General features: G+C 66.3%; 20 protein-coding genes, 1 tRNA gene and 1 riboswitch. Of the genes, 12 read left to right on the forward strand and 9 right to left on the reverse strand.

From position 1 onward, the window contains the following. Positions 1 to 16 precede the first annotated feature (16 nt). Positions 17 to 1,216 (reverse strand): ISAs1 family transposase, encoded by a 1,200-nt coding sequence (locus BLS95_RS23705; RefSeq protein ID WP_218135763.1) that lies wholly within the window; start codon positions 1,214 to 1,216, stop codon positions 17 to 19. Between the two features lie 155 nt (positions 1,217 to 1,371). Between BLS95_RS23705 and BLS95_RS23710 the strand changes: the two genes are divergently transcribed. Together BLS95_RS23710 and BLS95_RS59860 are read left to right on the forward strand one after the other, a co-directional pair. Further along, the gene (locus BLS95_RS23710; RefSeq protein WP_090935111.1) at positions 1,372 to 2,199 is read left to right on the forward strand and encodes a pentapeptide repeat-containing protein; all 828 of its coding nucleotides are present in this window, start codon (positions 1,372 to 1,374) and stop codon (positions 2,197 to 2,199) included. A gap of 147 nt (positions 2,200 to 2,346) precedes the next feature. Next, positions 2,347 to 2,601, forward strand: coding sequence for a PadR family transcriptional regulator (locus BLS95_RS59860; protein WP_176993357.1), 255 nt, complete (start codon positions 2,347 to 2,349; stop codon positions 2,599 to 2,601). 795 nt (positions 2,602 to 3,396) lie between these two features. On the opposite strand, the gene BLS95_RS23720 is transcribed toward BLS95_RS59860, so the two are convergent. From BLS95_RS23720 to BLS95_RS23735, 4 genes are all read right to left on the reverse strand, one after another. Continuing rightward, complete coding sequence (locus tag BLS95_RS23720) at positions 3,397 to 4,227, reverse strand: hypothetical protein (RefSeq protein ID WP_143043848.1); 831 nt, start codon at positions 4,225 to 4,227, stop codon at positions 3,397 to 3,399. A 473-nt stretch (positions 4,228 to 4,700) separates the two neighbouring features. Continuing rightward, the gene (locus BLS95_RS23725) at positions 4,701 to 5,606 is read right to left on the reverse strand and encodes an IS982 family transposase (RefSeq protein ID WP_090935122.1); all 906 of its coding nucleotides are present in this window, start codon (positions 5,604 to 5,606) and stop codon (positions 4,701 to 4,703) included. Positions 5,607 to 5,721: 115 nt separating this feature from the next. Then, complete coding sequence (locus tag BLS95_RS23730; protein WP_143043849.1) at positions 5,722 to 6,225, reverse strand: hypothetical protein; 504 nt, start codon at positions 6,223 to 6,225, stop codon at positions 5,722 to 5,724. Positions 6,226 to 6,721: 496 nt separating this feature from the next. After that, positions 6,722 to 7,018: a hypothetical protein gene (locus BLS95_RS23735; protein WP_143043850.1), complete on the reverse strand. Its 297-nt coding sequence runs from the start codon at positions 7,016 to 7,018 to the stop codon at positions 6,722 to 6,724. A 154-nt stretch (positions 7,019 to 7,172) separates the two neighbouring features. Here BLS95_RS23735 and BLS95_RS23740 point away from each other — a divergent pair, with 154 nt between their 5' ends. The 4 genes from BLS95_RS23740 (at position 7,173) to BLS95_RS56975 (ending at position 8,957) form a co-directional block, all read left to right on the forward strand. Further along, positions 7,173 to 7,649, forward strand: coding sequence for a phage tail tube protein (locus BLS95_RS23740; protein WP_090935131.1), 477 nt, complete (start codon positions 7,173 to 7,175; stop codon positions 7,647 to 7,649). Beyond that, complete coding sequence (locus BLS95_RS55825) at positions 7,649 to 7,822, forward strand: DUF7426 family protein (protein WP_176993358.1); 174 nt, start codon at positions 7,649 to 7,651, stop codon at positions 7,820 to 7,822. Before BLS95_RS23740 ends, BLS95_RS55825 begins: the two co-directional genes overlap by 1 nt. A gap of 50 nt (positions 7,823 to 7,872) precedes the next feature. Continuing rightward, positions 7,873 to 8,004, forward strand: a complete 132-nt coding sequence (locus BLS95_RS59100) for a hypothetical protein (protein ID WP_281250031.1) — start codon at positions 7,873 to 7,875, stop codon at positions 8,002 to 8,004. A gap of 398 nt (positions 8,005 to 8,402) precedes the next feature. Further along, the gene (locus tag BLS95_RS56975) at positions 8,403 to 8,957 is read left to right on the forward strand and encodes an integrase core domain-containing protein (RefSeq protein ID WP_218135957.1); all 555 of its coding nucleotides are present in this window, start codon (positions 8,403 to 8,405) and stop codon (positions 8,955 to 8,957) included. 220 nt (positions 8,958 to 9,177) lie between these two features. Here the strand turns inward: BLS95_RS56975 and BLS95_RS23750 are convergent. Next, positions 9,178 to 9,252: transfer RNA gene (locus BLS95_RS23750), tRNA-Arg, on the reverse strand. 116 nt (positions 9,253 to 9,368) lie between these two features. Between BLS95_RS23750 and BLS95_RS23755 the strand changes: the two genes are divergently transcribed. The 4 genes from BLS95_RS23755 to BLS95_RS23770 all read left to right on the forward strand — a co-directional run bounded on the left by BLS95_RS23755 (position 9,369) and on the right by BLS95_RS23770 (position 11,355). Next, on the forward strand, positions 9,369 to 9,755 hold the full coding sequence (locus BLS95_RS23755; protein WP_090935961.1) for a response regulator transcription factor: 387 nt from the start codon (positions 9,369 to 9,371) through the stop codon (positions 9,753 to 9,755). 93 nt (positions 9,756 to 9,848) lie between these two features. Then, the gene (locus tag BLS95_RS23760) at positions 9,849 to 10,514 is read left to right on the forward strand and encodes an AIM24 family protein (RefSeq protein ID WP_090935133.1); all 666 of its coding nucleotides are present in this window, start codon (positions 9,849 to 9,851) and stop codon (positions 10,512 to 10,514) included. Positions 10,515 to 10,571: 57 nt separating this feature from the next. Beyond that, positions 10,572 to 10,874 carry an ArsR/SmtB family transcription factor gene (locus BLS95_RS23765; RefSeq protein ID WP_176993359.1) on the forward strand — a complete coding sequence of 101 codons (303 nt, stop codon included), beginning with the start codon at positions 10,572 to 10,574 and terminating at the stop codon, positions 10,872 to 10,874. Continuing rightward, complete coding sequence (locus BLS95_RS23770; protein ID WP_245765230.1) at positions 10,864 to 11,355, forward strand: YbaK/prolyl-tRNA synthetase associated domain-containing protein; 492 nt, start codon at positions 10,864 to 10,866, stop codon at positions 11,353 to 11,355. The genes BLS95_RS23765 and BLS95_RS23770 overlap by 11 nt, the downstream gene beginning before the upstream one ends. 13 nt (positions 11,356 to 11,368) lie before the next feature. On the opposite strand, the gene BLS95_RS23775 is transcribed toward BLS95_RS23770, so the two are convergent. The 3 genes from BLS95_RS23775 to BLS95_RS23785 are packed head-to-tail and all read right to left on the reverse strand — an operon-like array spanning position 11,369 to position 13,810. Beyond that, entirely contained in the window at positions 11,369 to 12,583 is a 1,215-nt protein-coding gene (locus tag BLS95_RS23775) for a cellulose binding domain-containing protein (protein WP_245765231.1), read from the reverse strand. A 7-nt stretch (positions 12,584 to 12,590) separates the two neighbouring features. Beyond that, positions 12,591 to 13,454, reverse strand: coding sequence for a universal stress protein (locus BLS95_RS23780; RefSeq protein ID WP_090935137.1), 864 nt, complete (start codon positions 13,452 to 13,454; stop codon positions 12,591 to 12,593). Between the two features lie 11 nt (positions 13,455 to 13,465). Next, positions 13,466 to 13,810 (reverse strand): hypothetical protein, encoded by a 345-nt coding sequence (locus BLS95_RS23785; protein ID WP_090935141.1) that lies wholly within the window; start codon positions 13,808 to 13,810, stop codon positions 13,466 to 13,468. Positions 13,811 to 13,975: 165 nt separating this feature from the next. Beyond that, positions 13,976 to 14,088: riboswitch (TPP riboswitch) on the forward strand. Between BLS95_RS23785 and thiC the strand changes: the two genes are divergently transcribed. Together thiC and BLS95_RS23795 are read left to right on the forward strand one after the other, a co-directional pair. Continuing rightward, positions 14,081 to 15,676 (forward strand): phosphomethylpyrimidine synthase ThiC, encoded by a 1,596-nt coding sequence (gene thiC, locus BLS95_RS23790; RefSeq protein ID WP_090935144.1) that lies wholly within the window; start codon positions 14,081 to 14,083, stop codon positions 15,674 to 15,676. Its footprint overlaps the riboswitch before it by 8 nt. Positions 15,677 to 15,982: 306 nt before the next feature. Next, a complete protein-coding gene (locus BLS95_RS23795) occupies positions 15,983 to 16,423 on the forward strand; it encodes a hypothetical protein (protein ID WP_143043851.1) in 441 nt (146 codons plus the stop codon). Positions 16,424 to 16,427 lie beyond the last annotated feature (4 nt).

A 16,427-nucleotide genomic window follows, 5' to 3' on the forward strand; every position in this document is an offset into this window, starting at 1 on the left:
CAGGGCCGAAGCGTTCTCATGTCGTAAGACCGAGTAGTTGAAGGCCGTCGGCGGGGTGGCTGCGGTAGTGGTCGGTGGCGGCGGCGATGTTGGTCCAGCCGATCAGGCGGGCCAGGCCGATGGCCAGGTTGCGGAGGCTGGCCATGATCCGGGGTGCAGTGCCGGTGCGGACGCGGGAGGCGTCTTCGCGGTAGGTGACGTCACGGGTGTGGTGCAGGACCTCGACGCTCCAGTGCCCGCGGATCAGCGCGGCGAGCTGGGGGTGGGTGACTCGTCCGGGTGGGAGGCTGGTGATGGCGTAGATCGTCACGATGGTGGTCTTGCCGGTTCGGTGGTCGGTGCGGCGGCGTTTGACCTGGATGGCCTGGGCGGCGTGGGGGAAGGGCAGGTTGGGGCGGACGGTGCAGATCTTCATGCGACGGATCTCGCGGCGGCCATGGCCTTGCTCGTCGGTACGGTCGTTCAACACGGCTTCCCGCCAGGGCAGGGCCTTGAGCCGGCGGTGCAGGGTGGGCTGGTTGCCCTTGACGATGAACAGGTAGTGGCCGCCGGCGGCGATGATGTGGCGGGCGTGTTCGTGCTGGGTGTGCAGGGCGTCGGCGGTGATCACCATGTGGGTGAGGTCCAGCCCGGACAGCAGGGGCGTGAAGGCGGGAATCTCGTTGCTCTTGGCGTCGATCTGGCGTTGGGCCACGACGGTCTGGGTGTCATGGCGAGTGGCCGCCAGCAGATGGACCGTGGTGCCGCCGGCAGTGCGGCTGCCGCGCAGGGTCTTGCCGTCCACGGCCAGGCCGGTGAGCGGAGTCCGGGCTGAGGGCGGGCTGGTGGTGGGTGATGCGTCGGCGGCGAGCATGGCCAGGTAGGCGCAGGTGGCGGTGTCGAAGTCGTCGCCGTCCAGGCGGGCGAGCAGGCGACCCAGGGTGCTGGCGGCCAGCCGTACGGTGCCGGGCAGACCGGCTCGTTGGCGTAGCGCGGGGTCATACCCGGCGATGAACCGGGTGATCTTGACGAGGGAGGTCGCTCCGCTGAGGACGGCCAGCAGGGATAACGCCAGCAGTGGGCCGAGCCGGTAGCGGCGTCCGCGACGGCTGCGCGGGTCGGGGATGGCGTCCAGGACCTGGGCCAGGGTCGGCAGATCGGGCAGGTCGCCCGGTGGGTCGGCGATGGTGACGTGCTCCAGGTGGCGGGCGAGCACGTCGATCGGGGATGATGGCACGCGAACGCGGCCCCTGTTCTTGATCGACTGGCGTAGACACCCAACGATCATCAGGGGTCGCGTTTGCCATCTATACCCCGGGGTGCCCCCTCAACCGCCCGGCCTCAACGCGCCGCGAGCGTCCCATCAGCCGAGAACGCATCGGCCCTGGCCACGTGACCGACCGCTACACCAAAGCGATCGAGCAACTCGGCTCGGACAAGCCGGATATTCAATTGGGTGGGATTTACGCGTTGGAGCGCGTCGCCCGGGACTCCGCTCGTGACCATCCAACTGTCATGGAAGTCCTCTGCACCTTTATTCGTGAACACAGCCGAGACCCCGATCTCGACCCCCCGGGGAGGAACGCCATGGAACGAGCCAAGCCGGACAAGCACGGGGTGCCGCCGAGGCCGAAAATGGCAATCCAGGCGGCAGCTACGGTGATAGGCCGCCGGAACCGCACATACGACACGCAGCCTCCCAACCTCGCTCGTGCGAACTTGGGTGGTGCAGACCTCGCCAACGCTGACCTCACCAGCGTGAACCTCGCCCGTGCGGTCCTCGCTGGCGCGGTCCTCGCTGATGCGGACCTCTCTGGCGCGGACCTCTCCGACGCGGACCTCTCCGAGGCCAACCTCGCCGTTGCGAACCTCGCTGAGGCGAAGCTCATCACCGCGAATCTCTCCCACGCGTTTCTCGCTGGTGCCAGCCTCCAACGCGCAAACCTTTTCGGCGCACACCTTCACGAGGCGCACTTCTCCCTCGCGGATCTCACTAACGCTGGCCTTGTCCAGGCGATCCTCACCTGCGCAGACCTCACTCAAGCGGACCTCGCTGGTGCGGACCTCACCAGCGCGGACCTCACCGGCGCGGACCTCTCTGGCGCGGACGTCACCAGTGCGGACCTCACCGACGTGATCGGATTGCCTGATCATCTGAGACCAACCAGGCAGGAGAGCTCGGCTGACGCCGCCGATGGGGCAAATCGGGAGGGCGCTTGATTTACGCCCCCTTGATCGGTTGGGAACTTCTGGGAGCGTCTTGAACGTTGGCGAAGCACGCTATCTCGATATAGATCGAGGACGATAAGGGGGGTTGCTATGGGGGCTCCTATCCGGATGACACGGACCACGCAGGAGGTCCTCTCCATGCTCCAGGACGCCGCCGGCCGCGGCGAGGCCACCTACGGGCTTGAGATCTGCAAGACGACCGGGCTAGGTCCCGGCACGGCTTATCCCATCCTCACCCGACTCGAACGCATCGGCTGGGTCCGCGCCTACTGGACCGAAGACGACACCCGAGGACCTCGGCGCCGCATGTATGAGCTCACAGGTGAAGGCGTCTCGGCTATCGACCACACTCAGACCGCTGCTACGATGCGGCGGCCCGGGTGGGCAAGATGACGGCCACCAGTGCTGGATCTTCCGATAGCAAGGAAGAGTGGTACGAGGTCCTTCAGTAAGCGCTTGCTCAGCGACTAGCCGACGCTGACGACTACCGGTTCGCTTTAAGCCTTGGGCCTCCTGAAGAGCAGCTCGCCATCAAGTATCTGGCCTACGGAGATTCTGCAGATCCTGAGTATCGGCTATTGGCGGATGCCTACGTGGAGAATGCTCGAATGCAGGCTCAGGTTATGTCGGAACTATATCGCTTGGCCTGAGCAACAAGCCGTGTTTGCCAAGCACGCTGTGGCTCGTTGGCTAACGGATATAGGCGCTGCTGCTGCTGCGGAGCCTGAACGGCGGGAGGCCTTGTGTGATCTTGCTGCCACGGGGACGCGCGCCGAGGTGCTGCGCTTCGCTGTTGGGCTCTTGTATGCCGGTTTGCACTCCACTTTAAGCTCAATGATCAGTCGCATCTGCCAAACCGCAACCACTTACCTGTGCCGGATTTTGCGGTCGCAGACTCGCACTTGGATACCGCTCAGTGGCCTCCTCTTCTGGGGAGGACGCGAGACAATGGCGGACACCGGACCGGCTGCGGGCATTGTCTACGTGATCCTCAGCGCGATCGGTTTCTTCGGCCTGGTCGAGTGGATTCGGAAACGCTGGAATATTCGGACCGGGCAGCCTGGCGAGAGAACTCGGGAGTGACCGGCCTCAAGTGGCGGAGGCTGTCGCAGAATCGGAGGGGATCCTCTGGCTCACTTGGATGGCAGACGTCGTTGGAGTCCAGTTTCATCATTTGCACGACTGACATTAGCGCGGTATATCTAGTTGATCACAGTAATCGTTCAGCGCCTCAGTGATGACTTCGCCGCCCGTTCGCGACTGCTGTAGGCACACGGCCACCAGGCGGGCCCTCGCATTTTCCGTCAACCGTACGGAAGTGGGTTTCGACTCGGCTGAAGTCTTCCCCCTTCGAGGTGTCGGCAGCGTCAACTCCGACCCTTCGGGCATCTGCTTGGGCACGCCGTGGTGGTCGGCGTAGGCGTTGATCGCATCCTCCCACACGCCTTGCACGCTCTTGCCGGTCTGTTCCGTAGCGACCGTGACCCGTGTGCGGGTCTCAGGGTCGAGTCGCGCCCCGGTGTAGTACAGCGTCGGCCGCTCGAACACCTTGTCGCGGTCGTACTCGCCGGGGACACCCAGCTCGTCGAACCACGCGTTAAGCGCGTCGACAACGCATTCGCTGCCGCCCAGGCCGAGACGGGACGCCGTGGCGGCGAGGCGCGCTCGCGTGTTCGTGGTGAGTCGCACCGTTGTGTGCACGAGGTCCTGGCCAGCCGTGCGGTACTCCGTGGGGGAGGGCAGCTTCACGTCCGCGTTGGCGGGCATCTCCTCGGGGATGCCGTTCTGGTCGGCGAAGAAGTTGATCGCTTCTTCCCAGATGTCTTGCACGCCTTGCCCTGTGCGTTCGACGGCGGCGCTGAGTCGCTCGTCGGTGTCCTGGTCGAGGCGGGCGCTCGTGACGTGCAGGTTGACCCACTGCGCTTCGCGGACGCGCATGGGTCGGCGGCGCACAGGTGTCTGCGGTTCTGCTGCCGCTATGTCGGCAAGGTCCGCGGGTTCGTTCTTGGCGCGGGGCAATGTAGGCGCTCCGGGTGGTGGCGGCGTGGCGGGTTTGTGCAGTGTCCAACGGTATTGGTTCGGCAGCGCTTTGTCGCGTCCTCCATGTCCGTTTTATCAGTATTTCGCGAAGTTCTGAGCTGTCCCCTAAGGGTTCACGGCATCGCAGGGGACGCGACGTAAAGCGACAGCGGAACCGCATCCGAAAAGGGCATGAACCACACCGCATCCGCAGAGACGAGGCCGCGCCAGATCTTGACAGAGCGCGATTGGACAGAACATGAAGATTATCCTTTCAGTATTCGCAATGAAAGCACTGATCCGATGCTGAGTACAGTTGCTATGCTGCCTGAAGCTATCGGCTATGGCGGCGTTCGTCACACCGCCAGAAGCCAGAACTCTAAACCATTCCTCATGCCATGCGGCCTGACTGACTAGCTGTCCGTGAATCGTGCCGCCAGGCGTAGCGAGTGCAATTCCAGGACTCGTCAAACCTATGGCTTTTGAAAAAGTATCTCACCGCCAGTGGCCTTGTCGTTGTGCCAGATCACGGCGGTGAGGGCGAGCACGCGGGTGATGACACGGATCACTACCTCGGCTGCGGTGCGTCCGCCGTGGCGTTCCAGGTCGAGTTGGCCCTTGAAGGTCTGGTTGATCGATTCGATGGTCTGGCGTAGGGGTTTGAACAGGTGAGCACCGGCCCGTGGGGGTTCGCCCTTGAGTGCCTTGCGCAGCAGGTTCAGGCCTTCTTCGGCCAGGGTGTGTTCGAAGTCGCGGCCGTAGTACTGCATGTCGGCGATGAGGTCTTGGCCGCGGTGGCGGCCAGGCAGGTCGGGGTCAGCGGCCAGCATGCCGAGCAGGGTGGTGCGCTCATCGGCTTTGGCACCGGTCAGGGCGAAGGCCACCGGCAGTCCACTCAGCGTGCACAGCAGGTGCAGGCGCAGTCCCCAGAAGAAGCGGGAGTGGGAGGGGCAGTAGCCATACTCTGCCCAGCCAGCCAGGTCGCTGCGCTGAGTGGTCTGGCGGGAGCGGCCGCATTCGATGGGGGTGGAGTCGGCCACCCAGACGTCATCACTCCACAGCGAGGTGTCCCGGCCGAGGATGCGGATCAGGTGCAGCACCAGGCCGGTGGCGGCGCGCAGCCGCTTGTTGTAGCCGGATTGGCCGGGCAGGTAGGGGAACATCCAGGCCAGGTGGGCGCGGGCGTAACGCAGCCGGCGCCGTTCGGAGGTGAAGCCGAGCAGCGCTGACAGAACTGCCAGGGTGACCAGCTCAGCGTCGCTGAGGGTGGGTTGGATGCCTACCCGGGGGCGTTCGGGTGCCAGGTCCGGGAAAGCGATCAGCTGATCGTCGATCTTCACGTAGAGTGCGGTGGCGAGGGTGTTCATTTCTGTCGTCACAAACGGATCTTGGACACCCTCGTTGCATGTCCGCAGCCAAACGGCCGATCTTCACCCCTTGGAATCAACCATCTAGACGACGGCGAATCATGCGATTGCATCTGTGCGTGGCTCCTCAGTGACGCTGCCACCCGGTTGGAGTAACCCGCCGGGTGCGCCGGTAGTACGACCAACCGGCGACCGGTAGCGCGATCATCCATGCGAGCAAGACGGGCAGGCCGATGAATGCACCGGTCAGGGTGAACGGATCGTCTGGACTCGCCTCGGCGATGGCGCGAGGGATCTGCACGGGCAGGGTGAGCGAGTAGCCCACCAGCAGGACAGAGCCCAGGAGGGTCGGGGTGAGCGGAAACCATGGTGGGACCCGGCGTCTGCCCAGCACGGGGATCCACCGGGGATAGACCAGGCCCCAGCCACTGATCAGACCGAGTGACAGGATTCCACCGAGGATGGCGAGCAGCGTCAGCACCCCGAGGTACATGGCACCCGCAGGTATGCCCAGGATTCCGTCCTCTGGGTAGCTTTCCGTGCCGTGAGCGCGGCCGTGATACCAGGCGTCGAAGCTTGCTTCGTTGGCGAGGAACGGGATTCCGAGCATCCAAGGGATGTGCAACGGCACGAACCCGAGGATGGGAGCCACCCAGCCCACCGTTCCGGCGGCACGCGCCCAGCGGGGTGGCGGAGGAACTGCTGTTTGCGTCATGGCCGTAGGATCCACGGCGCCGCCTGTGACCAGACTGAGAGATGCTGATGAGTTTCTCAGCCTCGGTCACAGGTGACCGGGCTCATCGCAACAGGCGGACCTCCCGCGGTGGCCGCCCCGTCCCTTAGACGTACGCCCAGCCGGTTGTGGCGGCCTGGCCTGGGCGTGCCTGCTCCGCGGTTTCCCCGTACGCGCGTCGAGCGCCCGGTGCGACCCCGGCCCCCGCTGTTGAGCGGCAGCGCGGGGCCGGGGCCGCACCGCTGGACCTGATCCACTCTGATCCGAGGGAGGGTCTCGTGGCCGACTTCACGTTCAACATCGCCTTGGGCCGTATCACCGAACTGCAGACGTGGTCCATCCTTCCGCGGGTGCTGTAGCCCTGGACGGTCTTTGCCTGCGCTACTGGCCCCCGTCAGCGCCGGTATCGGTCGCGGATTGCAGCCTCAATCCGAAGCAGGGCTCCGACCACAGCAATTCCCAGGAAGATTTGCACCCACAACCCGGTCCGGGGATCCAAGCCAACATACACCTGGATCAGAGCGAGTAAGACGCCGCCGACAACAGCGATCGTCCCCACATGCCGGAGTCCGGCGCGGATTTTGTACAGAACTCCAATATGGCCTTTGTACAGGCTAAGCAAGTCTAACCAGCTCAGCTTGTCCACCGGCTCCGGCTTGTTCGGCTGCGGCTCTCCGTTGGCTGCGGTCATGGCGTGCAGCATCCCACGCCATGACAAGATCCGAAAGTTCCTTTCACGCTGTTGATCACACACATCGAGACAATCCCTAGCTCCTTTCCGTTTCCTTTCGCGCTGTCCCGCTGTTGCGGGGCGGCGCTTTCGCATGCTCTGAAGGAGAAACCACATGCGGAGCCTTCTGGCGCGTGACTGGAAGCTGGACGTGGACACGTACATTCCCGGCGCGACCGAGCCGACCTGGACCCCGGTCAAGGGCCTGACCAGCTTCGAGCGCAGCTCGGATGACAACACGGAGGAGGACGGCGACTTCGACGACGAGGAGGGCTACGGCAGCTCCGTCGTCACCGGCCGGACGTGGCAGATCGAGGCCGAGGGGCGCAGGAAGCGCACCGACGACACGGTGTTCACCCCGGACCCCGGCCAGGAGAAGATCCTTAAGGTCGCGCAGATCGTGGGTTTCAACGCCAACATCTGGGTCTGCTGGTGTCGCAGGGACGGCGCTCCCGACGCGTACGAGGGCACCCGCACGGTGACCGACTACACCGAGGGCGGCGAGACCACGGATCTGGAGCCCTTCAGCTTCACTCTGTTGGGCCAGGGCTCGCCGACCGAGATCGCCAACCCGGTGACGGAGGCGCCCTGATGGCGGCGGCCTTCAAGGACCACGACGAGTTCTTCGATGCCACGCTGAAGCTGCCGGTAGGCGGGAAGACGTACGTCATCCCGCCATCGTCCGCCGAGGTGGGCCTGCTGTGCCAGCGGCTCATGCAGGCCGTGCGGGTGCCGAATATTCATCCGTGCAGGTCATGGAGGTGATGCACTCTCTTGTGCTCCCGTCGTGAGCCCTCACGGCATGATGGCCGATCGTGTTACTGCGCTTGGCCTACCTCACGATGACGACCGCGTTCGCGTTCCTGGGGTTGCTACTCCGAACCAATCGGGACAAGGAGATCGAAATCTTGGTGTTACGGCACCAGTTGATGGTGCTGCAGCGGTAGGCGGCCAAGCCCGTGTTCATGCCGACTGATCGCTTCCTCCTCGCTGGGCTACTTCACCGCCTGCCGACGGACAAGCTCCGGCACCTTGTGCTGCTGGTCCGACCGGACACCATCCTGTGATGGCACGGTGATCTGCTGCGGCGCCGTCACGCCGCAGCCGGCGTGCCTCGCGGGCGTGGACGCCCGCCTACCGTCCGGTCCGTACAACTGCTGGTGTTGCGACTGGCACGGGAGAACGCCTCATGGGGCTACCGGCGCATTCACGGTGAGCTGGTCGCGCTCGGTATCAAGGTCGCCGCCTCTACGGGTGGGAGATTCTCAAAGCGCACGGTATCAACCCGTCTCCCGAGCGGTCCGCCACGACCTGGGCCGCGTTCCTGCGCAGCCAGGCAGGTGCCTTGCTGGCGTGCGACTTCTTCGAGGTCCGTACCCTCACCGGCGCCCGCCTGTATGTTCTGGCGGTCATCGAGCGCGCCACCCGCCGTATCCGAGTCCTCGGCGTCACCGCGCACCCCACCGGGCAGTGGGTCACCCAACTCGGCCGCAACCTTGCCATGGATCTGCAGGATGTGGGTAGCACGGCCAGGTTCCTCATCCGCGACCGGGACGCCAAATTCACTGCGGCCTTCGACGCGGTGCCGGCCGATGTCGCAGTAGGTATCGTCAAGAGCGGTGTCCGGATGCCACGGATGAACTCCATCATGGAGCGCTGGATCCAGACCTGCCGGCGCGAACTGCTGGACCGGACCTTGATCTGGAACCAGAGCCATCTCCTCCACGCGCTGCGTGAGTTCGAGACCTTCTACAACTCACATCGGCCGCACCGCGCTCTCCGGAAGGCAACTCCGCTTCGGTCACCTCCCGACACCGCCTCCGCTGGAGTCGCACAGCTCGACATCCGCCGACATGACGGACTTGGTGGTGTGCTGAAGGGGTATCGGCATGCCGCCTGACCTGGCCGGATGATTAATCGGCACCCGCAATGGCCGGATACGACGACGTGTGGATCGAACGGATGGATCGCGCCCGAGAGGAAGGTTAGTGGAAAGCGGATCGCGAATGACTCGCGGAAATCGTCGCAACGTGGCGTACGGCGTCGCGAGTTGGCGTAACCAAGCGATCATGGTTAGAAGCGAAAAGCCAGGTCAGACGATGTCTGGCCTGGCTATCGAGTGGTGCCCCCTGCAGGATTCGAACCTGCGCACCCGGCTCCGGAGGCCGGTGCTCTATCCCCTGAGCTAAGGGGGCTCGACGAGTGACAAGGCTATCAGCATCTTGGGACTGCTCGGCACCGTACGAAGCTCCTTGGACGCATCCTGCGAAAACCGCCCGTGACTGCCCCGCTACAGGTTAGCTTTGCGCCCGTGGGCGAGGTTCTTGGCAAAGTTCTGGTCGTGGATGATGACGAGGTCATCCGGCAGCTCATCGCGGTCAACCTGAACCTTGAGGGGTTCGAGGTCGAGACCGCCACCGATGGGCAGGATTGTCTTGATCGGGTGCTCGACGTCATGCCGGACGTCATCACGCTGGATGTGATGATGCCGTGCCTGGATGGGTGGGCGACCGCGGAGAAGTTGCGTACCGAGGAGGCGACGAGCCATATCAGGGTGGTGTTGATCACTGCTCGGGCGCAGGACGATGACAGGAGGCGGGGGCTGGGGATCGGGGTTGACGCCTATTTGACCAAGCCGTTCGATCCGGCCGAACTCATTCAGGTGGTGCGGGATCTGGCCGCTGACGGCCGCAGGTAGGGGTGGCTTGGGGGCGGGTTCGCGGCTGGGTGCGTGGCGGGGCGCGGTTCTCCGTACGCTGGCAGCATCAGCTTCCTTTGAAGGGTTGGAAACGTGCGCAGCTCGATTTTCGGCAACCTGGATGCCCGGCAACTGCCCCCCGGCTTTGCTCTGGAGAACGGCAAGATGCTTCGGGCCCAGCTCCCAGGTGAGGTGCTGGCCAAGCAGGGGTCGATGGTCGCCTTCCAAGGGCAGATGGACTTCGACTACGAGGGGTCGGGGGGCCTCGGGAAGCTGTTCAAGAAGGCCATGACGGGCGAGGGGGCCTCGCTCATGCGCGTAAAGGGTGAGGGGCTGCTCTACCTTGCCGACAACGCCGATGACATCCACCTGTTCTACCTGGAGAACGAAGGGCTCACGATCAACGGGCGTAACCTGCTGGCGTTTCAGCCGCAGCTCACGTGGGACATCCAGCGGGTTCAGGGGGCGGGGGTCGCGGCGGGGGGATTGTTCAACACCACGGTCGCGGGGACGGGGTGGGTGGCGGTGACCACGCATGGCACGCCGGTGCTGCTCGACGCCGCCCGCATGCCTACCTATGCGGACGGGCAGTCCGCTGTTTGCTGGAGTACGCAGCTGCAGGTGGGGGTCAATCGGACGGTCAAGGCGGGAGCGTTGATCGGGCGGGGGAGTGGGGAGGCCATGCAGTTGGCGTTCAGGGGGGAGGGGTTTGTGTTGGTTCAGGCTAGTGAAGGGCCTCCTGTGGTGGCCAAGAGCTGAGATGGTGCGTTCGGGCTCCGAGTGGACAGGTAATTAGCTAATTGCCATAATGCCTTGGTGTTGGACGTGGATCTGGTCAAGGCGCTGGCCAATGACAAGCGGCTGTTGATCCTGGAGTGGCTGCGCGACCCCGAGCGGCATTTTCCGCCGCAGCGCGACGGCGATCTCGTACGGGACGGGGTCTGCTCGCTGTTCATCGCCGAGAAGCTGAGCGTCAGCCAGCCGACCTGCGGCGAGCATCTCAAAGTGCTCGCCAAGGCCGGGCTGATCCGCGGCAAGAAGGTCAAGCAGTGGGTTTTCTACCAGCGTGACGAGGATCGGATCGCCGAGGCCAAGGAGTTGTTGAGCGGTGACTGGTGAGCTGAACGGGCTGTATGAGCGGCTGATCGCCGACATGGACGCCGCGGGGGCGCGATATCGGGTGATCGATCATGCGCCCGAGGGGCGTACCGAGCTGGTCAGCGCGTTGCGCGGGCATGACGTCGCGGAGGCGGCCAAGTGCCTGGTGGTGATGGTCAAGATCGGCAAGAAGCAGACCCGGCACGTGCTGGCCGTCGTGCCCGGTGACGCGCGGCTCGACCTGCAGGCGGTCAAGGCGCTGCTGGACGGCACGTACGTGGCCTTCGCCGGCAAGGAGAAGGCCGAGGAACTGGCCGGGAGCATGAGCGGGACCGTGTTGCCGTTCAGCTACGATCCCCGGCTGGAGCTGGTCGCCGATCCGTCGCTGCTGGAGCGGCCCGAGCTGTACTTCAACGCGGCCAGGCTCGACCGGTCCGTCGCACTGAACACCGAGGACTACGTGCGGCTGGCCGAGCCCAGGTTGGCCGCGATCACCGGCTGAGGGCGACAACCGGTCAGGAGCAGGTGGGGGTGGGGGCGGTGTTGGTGCCGTTCCAGGAGGCCAGGAAGCCGAACGTGGTCGAGGCCCCGGGGGTGAGCTGGCCGTTCCAGCTCACGTTCTGCACCGTCACCGCCGAGCCGACGGCGTTCAGGGCGCCGCCCCAGATCTGGGTGATCTGCTGACCGTTGGCGAACGTCCACCGCACCGTCCACGAGCTCCGCGGGGTGGTGCCGGTGTTCCTGACGGTGACCTCGCCCTGGAAGCCGCCCTGCCACTGGCCGGTGTTCCGGTATGTGGCCGTACAGCCGCCGGGCGGCGTGACTGTCGGGGTGATGGTCGGGGTGACGGTTGGGGTGGAGGTGCCGGAGAGGGCGCTCACCAGGGCGGGATACCACTTGTCGGACATCTTCTGGTCGCCGGCGGCGTTCGGGTGGACGCCGTCATAGGTGTCCGTGTTCGTGCTGAACCCTGTCCACTGGTCCACCACCGTGATCGGCGACTGCTGGGTGGAGGTGGCGGCGGCCCAGGCGGGGATGGCGTTGTTGAAGTTCACGGTGCGCTGGGCGCAGTCGGGGCAGGTGGACGGGTTCATCGGGATGATCTTGGCGACGAGGATCTTCATGGCGGGGTTGCTTGCCCGCATCTGGTTCACCAGGGTCGTGAACGCGCTGAGGATCGTCGCCGGCGCGATGTTGCTCCACACGTCGTTCGTGCCGAAATGCATCAGGACGATGTCGGGCCTGGTCGCGGCGAGCCAGCCGGGTAACTGGTTCTGGTTGGCCACGTTGGTGGCCAGGAAGCCGCCGTGGCCCTCGTTGTCGCCGTCGTACGAGACCCCGCAGCCCTGCGGCGGGAGCGTGCCGACGAAGTCGATATTGGTGTGACCGGTGCTCTGCAACCTGTTCCAGAGCAGGGCCCGCCAGCAGCCGGGGGATCCGGTGATCGAGTCGCCCAGCGGCATGATCTTGATGGGCGCGGCGCCGGCCTGCGAGGTGGTCGCGATCAACACCGCCGCGGCCAGGGCCAGCATCGCCGCCAGCACGGCGGTGGTCCTGCGCATCGTCTGCTCTCCCGTCGTCGCCTCGCGCGGAGCGATCGTCCGCTGCGCGGATCGTTCCTGGGCTCGCTCGTCGTGGCCTTCGCGCAGATCGTAGGAGCGCCCGGGCGCGGCGGAAAGGCGGGCGCCCTCCGCGCGGCGGTGACCTGCGGGGACGCCGGCACCCGGCATGTAACTTTCAGATGTCCGGTGGTGGTTCCAGGGGATGGTCGCGGCGGACCACGGCGAGCGGGCAGGGCGCGTGGTGCAGCATGGCCTGGCTGATCGAGCCCATGAGCATCCCGGCGAGCTGGCCGTGCCCGCGCGACCCGACCACCAGCAGCTCGGCCCCCGCCGCGGCCTCCCGCAGCACCTCGACGGGATGGCCGTGTACGACCTCCGCCACCATGTCCACGTCGGGATGCCGTTCCCGGTACCGGGCCACCAGCCCCCGCAGGGTCCGCAGGTGCTTCTCCTCGCCGTCGCGGTCGGCCGGCTCGAAGCCCCCCGGATGCGGCCAGGCCCAGGCCTGTACGGCACGCAGCCGGGCACGTCGCAACTCGGCCTCGGCGAAGCCGAAGGCGAGGGCCCGCAGGGACCCCGGCGAGCCGTCGACCCCGACCACCACCTCGGCACGCGGTGACGAGGGCCGCTCGTGGACCAGGACCACGTCCGTACGGGCGTGCGCGGCCACCCCGTAGGCGACGGAGCCGATCAGGAGCCCCCGTACGCCGCCTATCCCGCGGCTGCCGACGACCAGCAGCTCGGCGTTCCGGGACGCGTTGATGAGGGCGGAGCGGGGGTCGCCGGGGAGCAGCTTGGTCTCCACGGTGATGCTCGGCCGCTCGCGCAGCGCCCGGTCCCTGGCCGAGGTGAGCACCGACTCCGCGCCCTCGCGCATCCACCGGCCCACCTCGGCGTAATATCCGGTGACCTCCTCGCACACCCACTTCGGCACGGTATGCGCCACGATCAGCGGCTCCTGGCGCAGCGCCGCCTCCGTGGCGGCCCAGCCGACGGCTTCCAGGCCGGTGCGCGAGCCGTCCGCCCCAGCGATGATCAAGGTTCAGCTCCTCAGGCGAAGGCGTAGCACTCGACCTCGGCGCGGCGATAGGAGAGCCCCTTGCTCACCGATTCCTGGGCGCACGCGCGCTGGGCCTTGCTGAGGTGCAGCGTGCCGCAGACAGACACGCCGGAGTAGGTACGGCAGTCGAGTGATTTGTCGGGTTGGCCGATGCGGTACCTCGCCTTGACCGCCGCGCGGCAGCTCGCCTTCCCCGTTTGGGCGTAGCGGCACTGAGCGATCAGGATCTTGTACTGCTCCTTGCTCACTTCATGCTGGGTACCGTCCCAGGAGGCGGCGGTCACGCCGAACGTGGCGAGCACCGCGAGGCTTGCGACAGCGGCGATATCTCTCATATGTCCCCTGACGGGACCGTACCGCCCAGGGCGATCGTCAAACCCCTCTGACCTGGAACAGCGTGCCGGGCGGCGGGTGCGCCGGGGCACCGCGTGCGGCCGCGGGGCCGGATTTTTCGGGAAATGCGCATGTTTCGGGAGATGTGCGGGCTGGGTACGATGATCGCCGACCAACGCGGGAGCCCGGTGCGGACCGGGCTGAGAGGACGGCTGACAGCCGCCGACCGCCAGAACCTGCTCCGGATAATGCCGGCGAAGGGAGTTTGCGCGATGAGCGACGCGCGATTTTCCAAGATCTACTCCGGTGACCTGCGTGTGCCGATGCGCCAGGTCCGGCTGTCCGACGGCTCGTCGGTGACGCTGTACGACACTTCGGGCCCGTACACCGACCCCTCCGTGGAGACCGACGTCAGGCGGGGGCTGCCGCGCCTGCGCGCGGGCTGGGTCGCCGAGCGCAGGGCGGCGGGGCAGCCCGTGACGCAGGTCGCCTGCGCCAGGGAGGGGCTGATCACGAAGGAGATGGAGTTCGTGGCGGTGCGCGAGGGGCTCGCCGCCGAGTTCGTACGCCAGGAGGTCGCCGCCGGGCGGGCCATCATCCCGGCGAACGTCAACCACCCCGAGTCCGAACCCATGATCATCGGCCGGAACTTCCTGGTGAAGATCAACGCCAACATCGGCAACTCCGCCGTGACGTCCTCCATCGAGGAGGAGGTCGAGAAGATGACCTGGGCGACCAGGTGGGGCGCGGACACGATCATGGACCTGTCGACCGGCCAGGACATCCACGAGACCCGCGAGTGGATCCTGCGCAACTCACCGGTACCGGTCGGAACCGTGCCCATCTACCAGGCACTGGAGAAGGTCAAGGGCCGGCCGGAGGCGTTGTCGTGGGAGGTCTACCGCGACACGCTGATCGAGCAGTGCGAGCAGGGCGTGGACTACGTGACGGTGCACGCGGGGGTGCGGCTCGCGTACGTGCCGCTCACCGCCCGCCGCAAGACCGGGATCGTCTCGCGCGGCGGCTCGATCATGGCCGCCTGGTGCCTGGCGCACCATCGCGAGAGCTTCCTGTACGAGAACTTCGCCGAGATGTGCGAGATCCTGGCCCGCTACGACGTGTCGTTCTCGCTCGGCGACGGGCTGCGCCCCGGGTCGATCGCGGACGCCAACGACGAGGCCCAGTTCGCCGAACTGCGCACCCTCGGGGAGCTCACCCGGATCGCGCGCGCCCATGACGTGCAGGTGATGATCGAGGGCCCCGGCCACGTGCCCATGCACAAGATCAAGGAGAACGTCGACCTGCAGCGCGAGCTCTGCGACGACGCGCCGTTCTACACGCTCGGGCCGCTCGTGACGGACATCGCGCCGGGGTACGACCACATCACCTCGGGCATCGGGGCCGCCATGATCGGCTGGTACGGCACCGCCATGCTCTGCTACGTCACCCCCAAGGAGCACCTTGGCCTGCCGGACAAGGACGACGTCAAGACGGGCGTGATCACGTACAAGATCGCGGCCCACGCGGCGGACCTGGCCAAGGGGCACCCGCGGGCGCAAATGTGGGACGACGCCCTGTCGGACGCGCGGTTCGAGTTCCGCTGGGAGGACCAGTTCGACCTGTCGCTGGATCCTGACACGGCCCGGTCGTTCCATGACGAGACCCTGCCCGCCGCGCCGGCCAAAACGGCGCATTTCTGCTCGATGTGCGGGCCCAAGTTCTGCTCGATGCGGATCAGCCACGACGTACGCAGGTACGCGGCCGAGCACGGGGTGAGCGAGGAGGAGGCGCTGGAGGCCGGCCTGGCGGAGAAGGCCGAGGAGTTCACCAGGCGGGGGTCCTCGATCTACCTGCCCCTCGCGGACTGACAGGCATCTGCCGGAGTCCTCGGCCTTGCGCCGGGCGAACTCGGGTGCGGGACGGAAACGTTCGGCGACCGTGTTCGCCACGTCCGCCGGGTCGAGGACGGCGGCCTCTTACACGTGGGTCGGCACGTTCACCCCGAACAGGGCGTTCCACTCCTGGTCGGGGGCGTCGAGGCCGTGGTCGCCCGTACGCGCATGAACGTGTCCTCCCCACCCGCCCGGCCGGTTGCCGGCTGGGGGCCGCTTAGATGAGAGGTTTCTCATCTGGGCCTCAGCGTGGTCTCCTCGAAGAGGGAGAGGGTCGAGCCCATGAAGCGTCGGGTAGCGGTGATCTTCCTTCTACTGGGAGCGGTGACGGCCGGTTTCGCCGCGATGGAGTTGGTCCGGGCGGTCGATAACGGGCCTAACCTGGGCAAACCGGTGGTGGTCTCACCCTCGTCGGACGAGGGCGGGCTGGACACGCGTCCCCCTTCCACCCAACCGGTGGGGGACAGCAGGTCGCGCGCGCCCGGCGAGGGTCAGTCGCTCTCGCCTGGACAGGGGCGGTCGCCCGCTGACGACCGGTCGCCCGCGAGCACCGTGGAGCCCACGCCCAGCGGGAGCGCAGAGCCGAGCGCGCGGCCCACGCCCAGGAAGACCAAGGCCGAGCCGGTCAAACCGCCTTCGCCCAGGCCGGCGGGCGGCGATGATGACGACGACGATGACGGCGGCGCCGACGATGACGACGGTGACGGGGACGACGATGACTGATGGG

The organism is Nonomuraea jiangxiensis (assembly GCF_900099965.1).
GTDB lineage: Bacteria > Actinomycetota > Actinomycetes > Streptosporangiales > Streptosporangiaceae > Nonomuraea > Nonomuraea jiangxiensis.

Coding starts and splice junctions, on each gene's coding strand:
- BLS95_RS59860 (WP_176993357.1), top strand. CDS start 2,347: ATGCTCCAGGACGCCGCCGGCCGCGGCGAGGCCACCTACGGGCTTGAG.
- BLS95_RS23735 (WP_143043850.1), bottom strand. CDS start 7,018: ATGACCGCAGCCAACGGAGAGCCGCAGCCGAACAAGCCGGAGCCGGTG.
- BLS95_RS23740 (WP_090935131.1), top strand. CDS start 7,173: ATGCGGAGCCTTCTGGCGCGTGACTGGAAGCTGGACGTGGACACGTAC.
- BLS95_RS55825 (WP_176993358.1), top strand. CDS start 7,649: ATGGCGGCGGCCTTCAAGGACCACGACGAGTTCTTCGATGCCACGCTG.
- BLS95_RS23775 (WP_245765231.1), bottom strand. CDS start 12,583: ATGCCGGGTGCCGGCGTCCCCGCAGGTCACCGCCGCGCGGAGGGCGCC.
- BLS95_RS23785 (WP_090935141.1), bottom strand. CDS start 13,810: ATGAGAGATATCGCCGCTGTCGCAAGCCTCGCGGTGCTCGCCACGTTC.
- thiC (WP_090935144.1), top strand. CDS start 14,081: ATGAGCGACGCGCGATTTTCCAAGATCTACTCCGGTGACCTGCGTGTG.
- BLS95_RS23795 (WP_143043851.1), top strand. CDS start 15,983: ATGAAGCGTCGGGTAGCGGTGATCTTCCTTCTACTGGGAGCGGTGACG.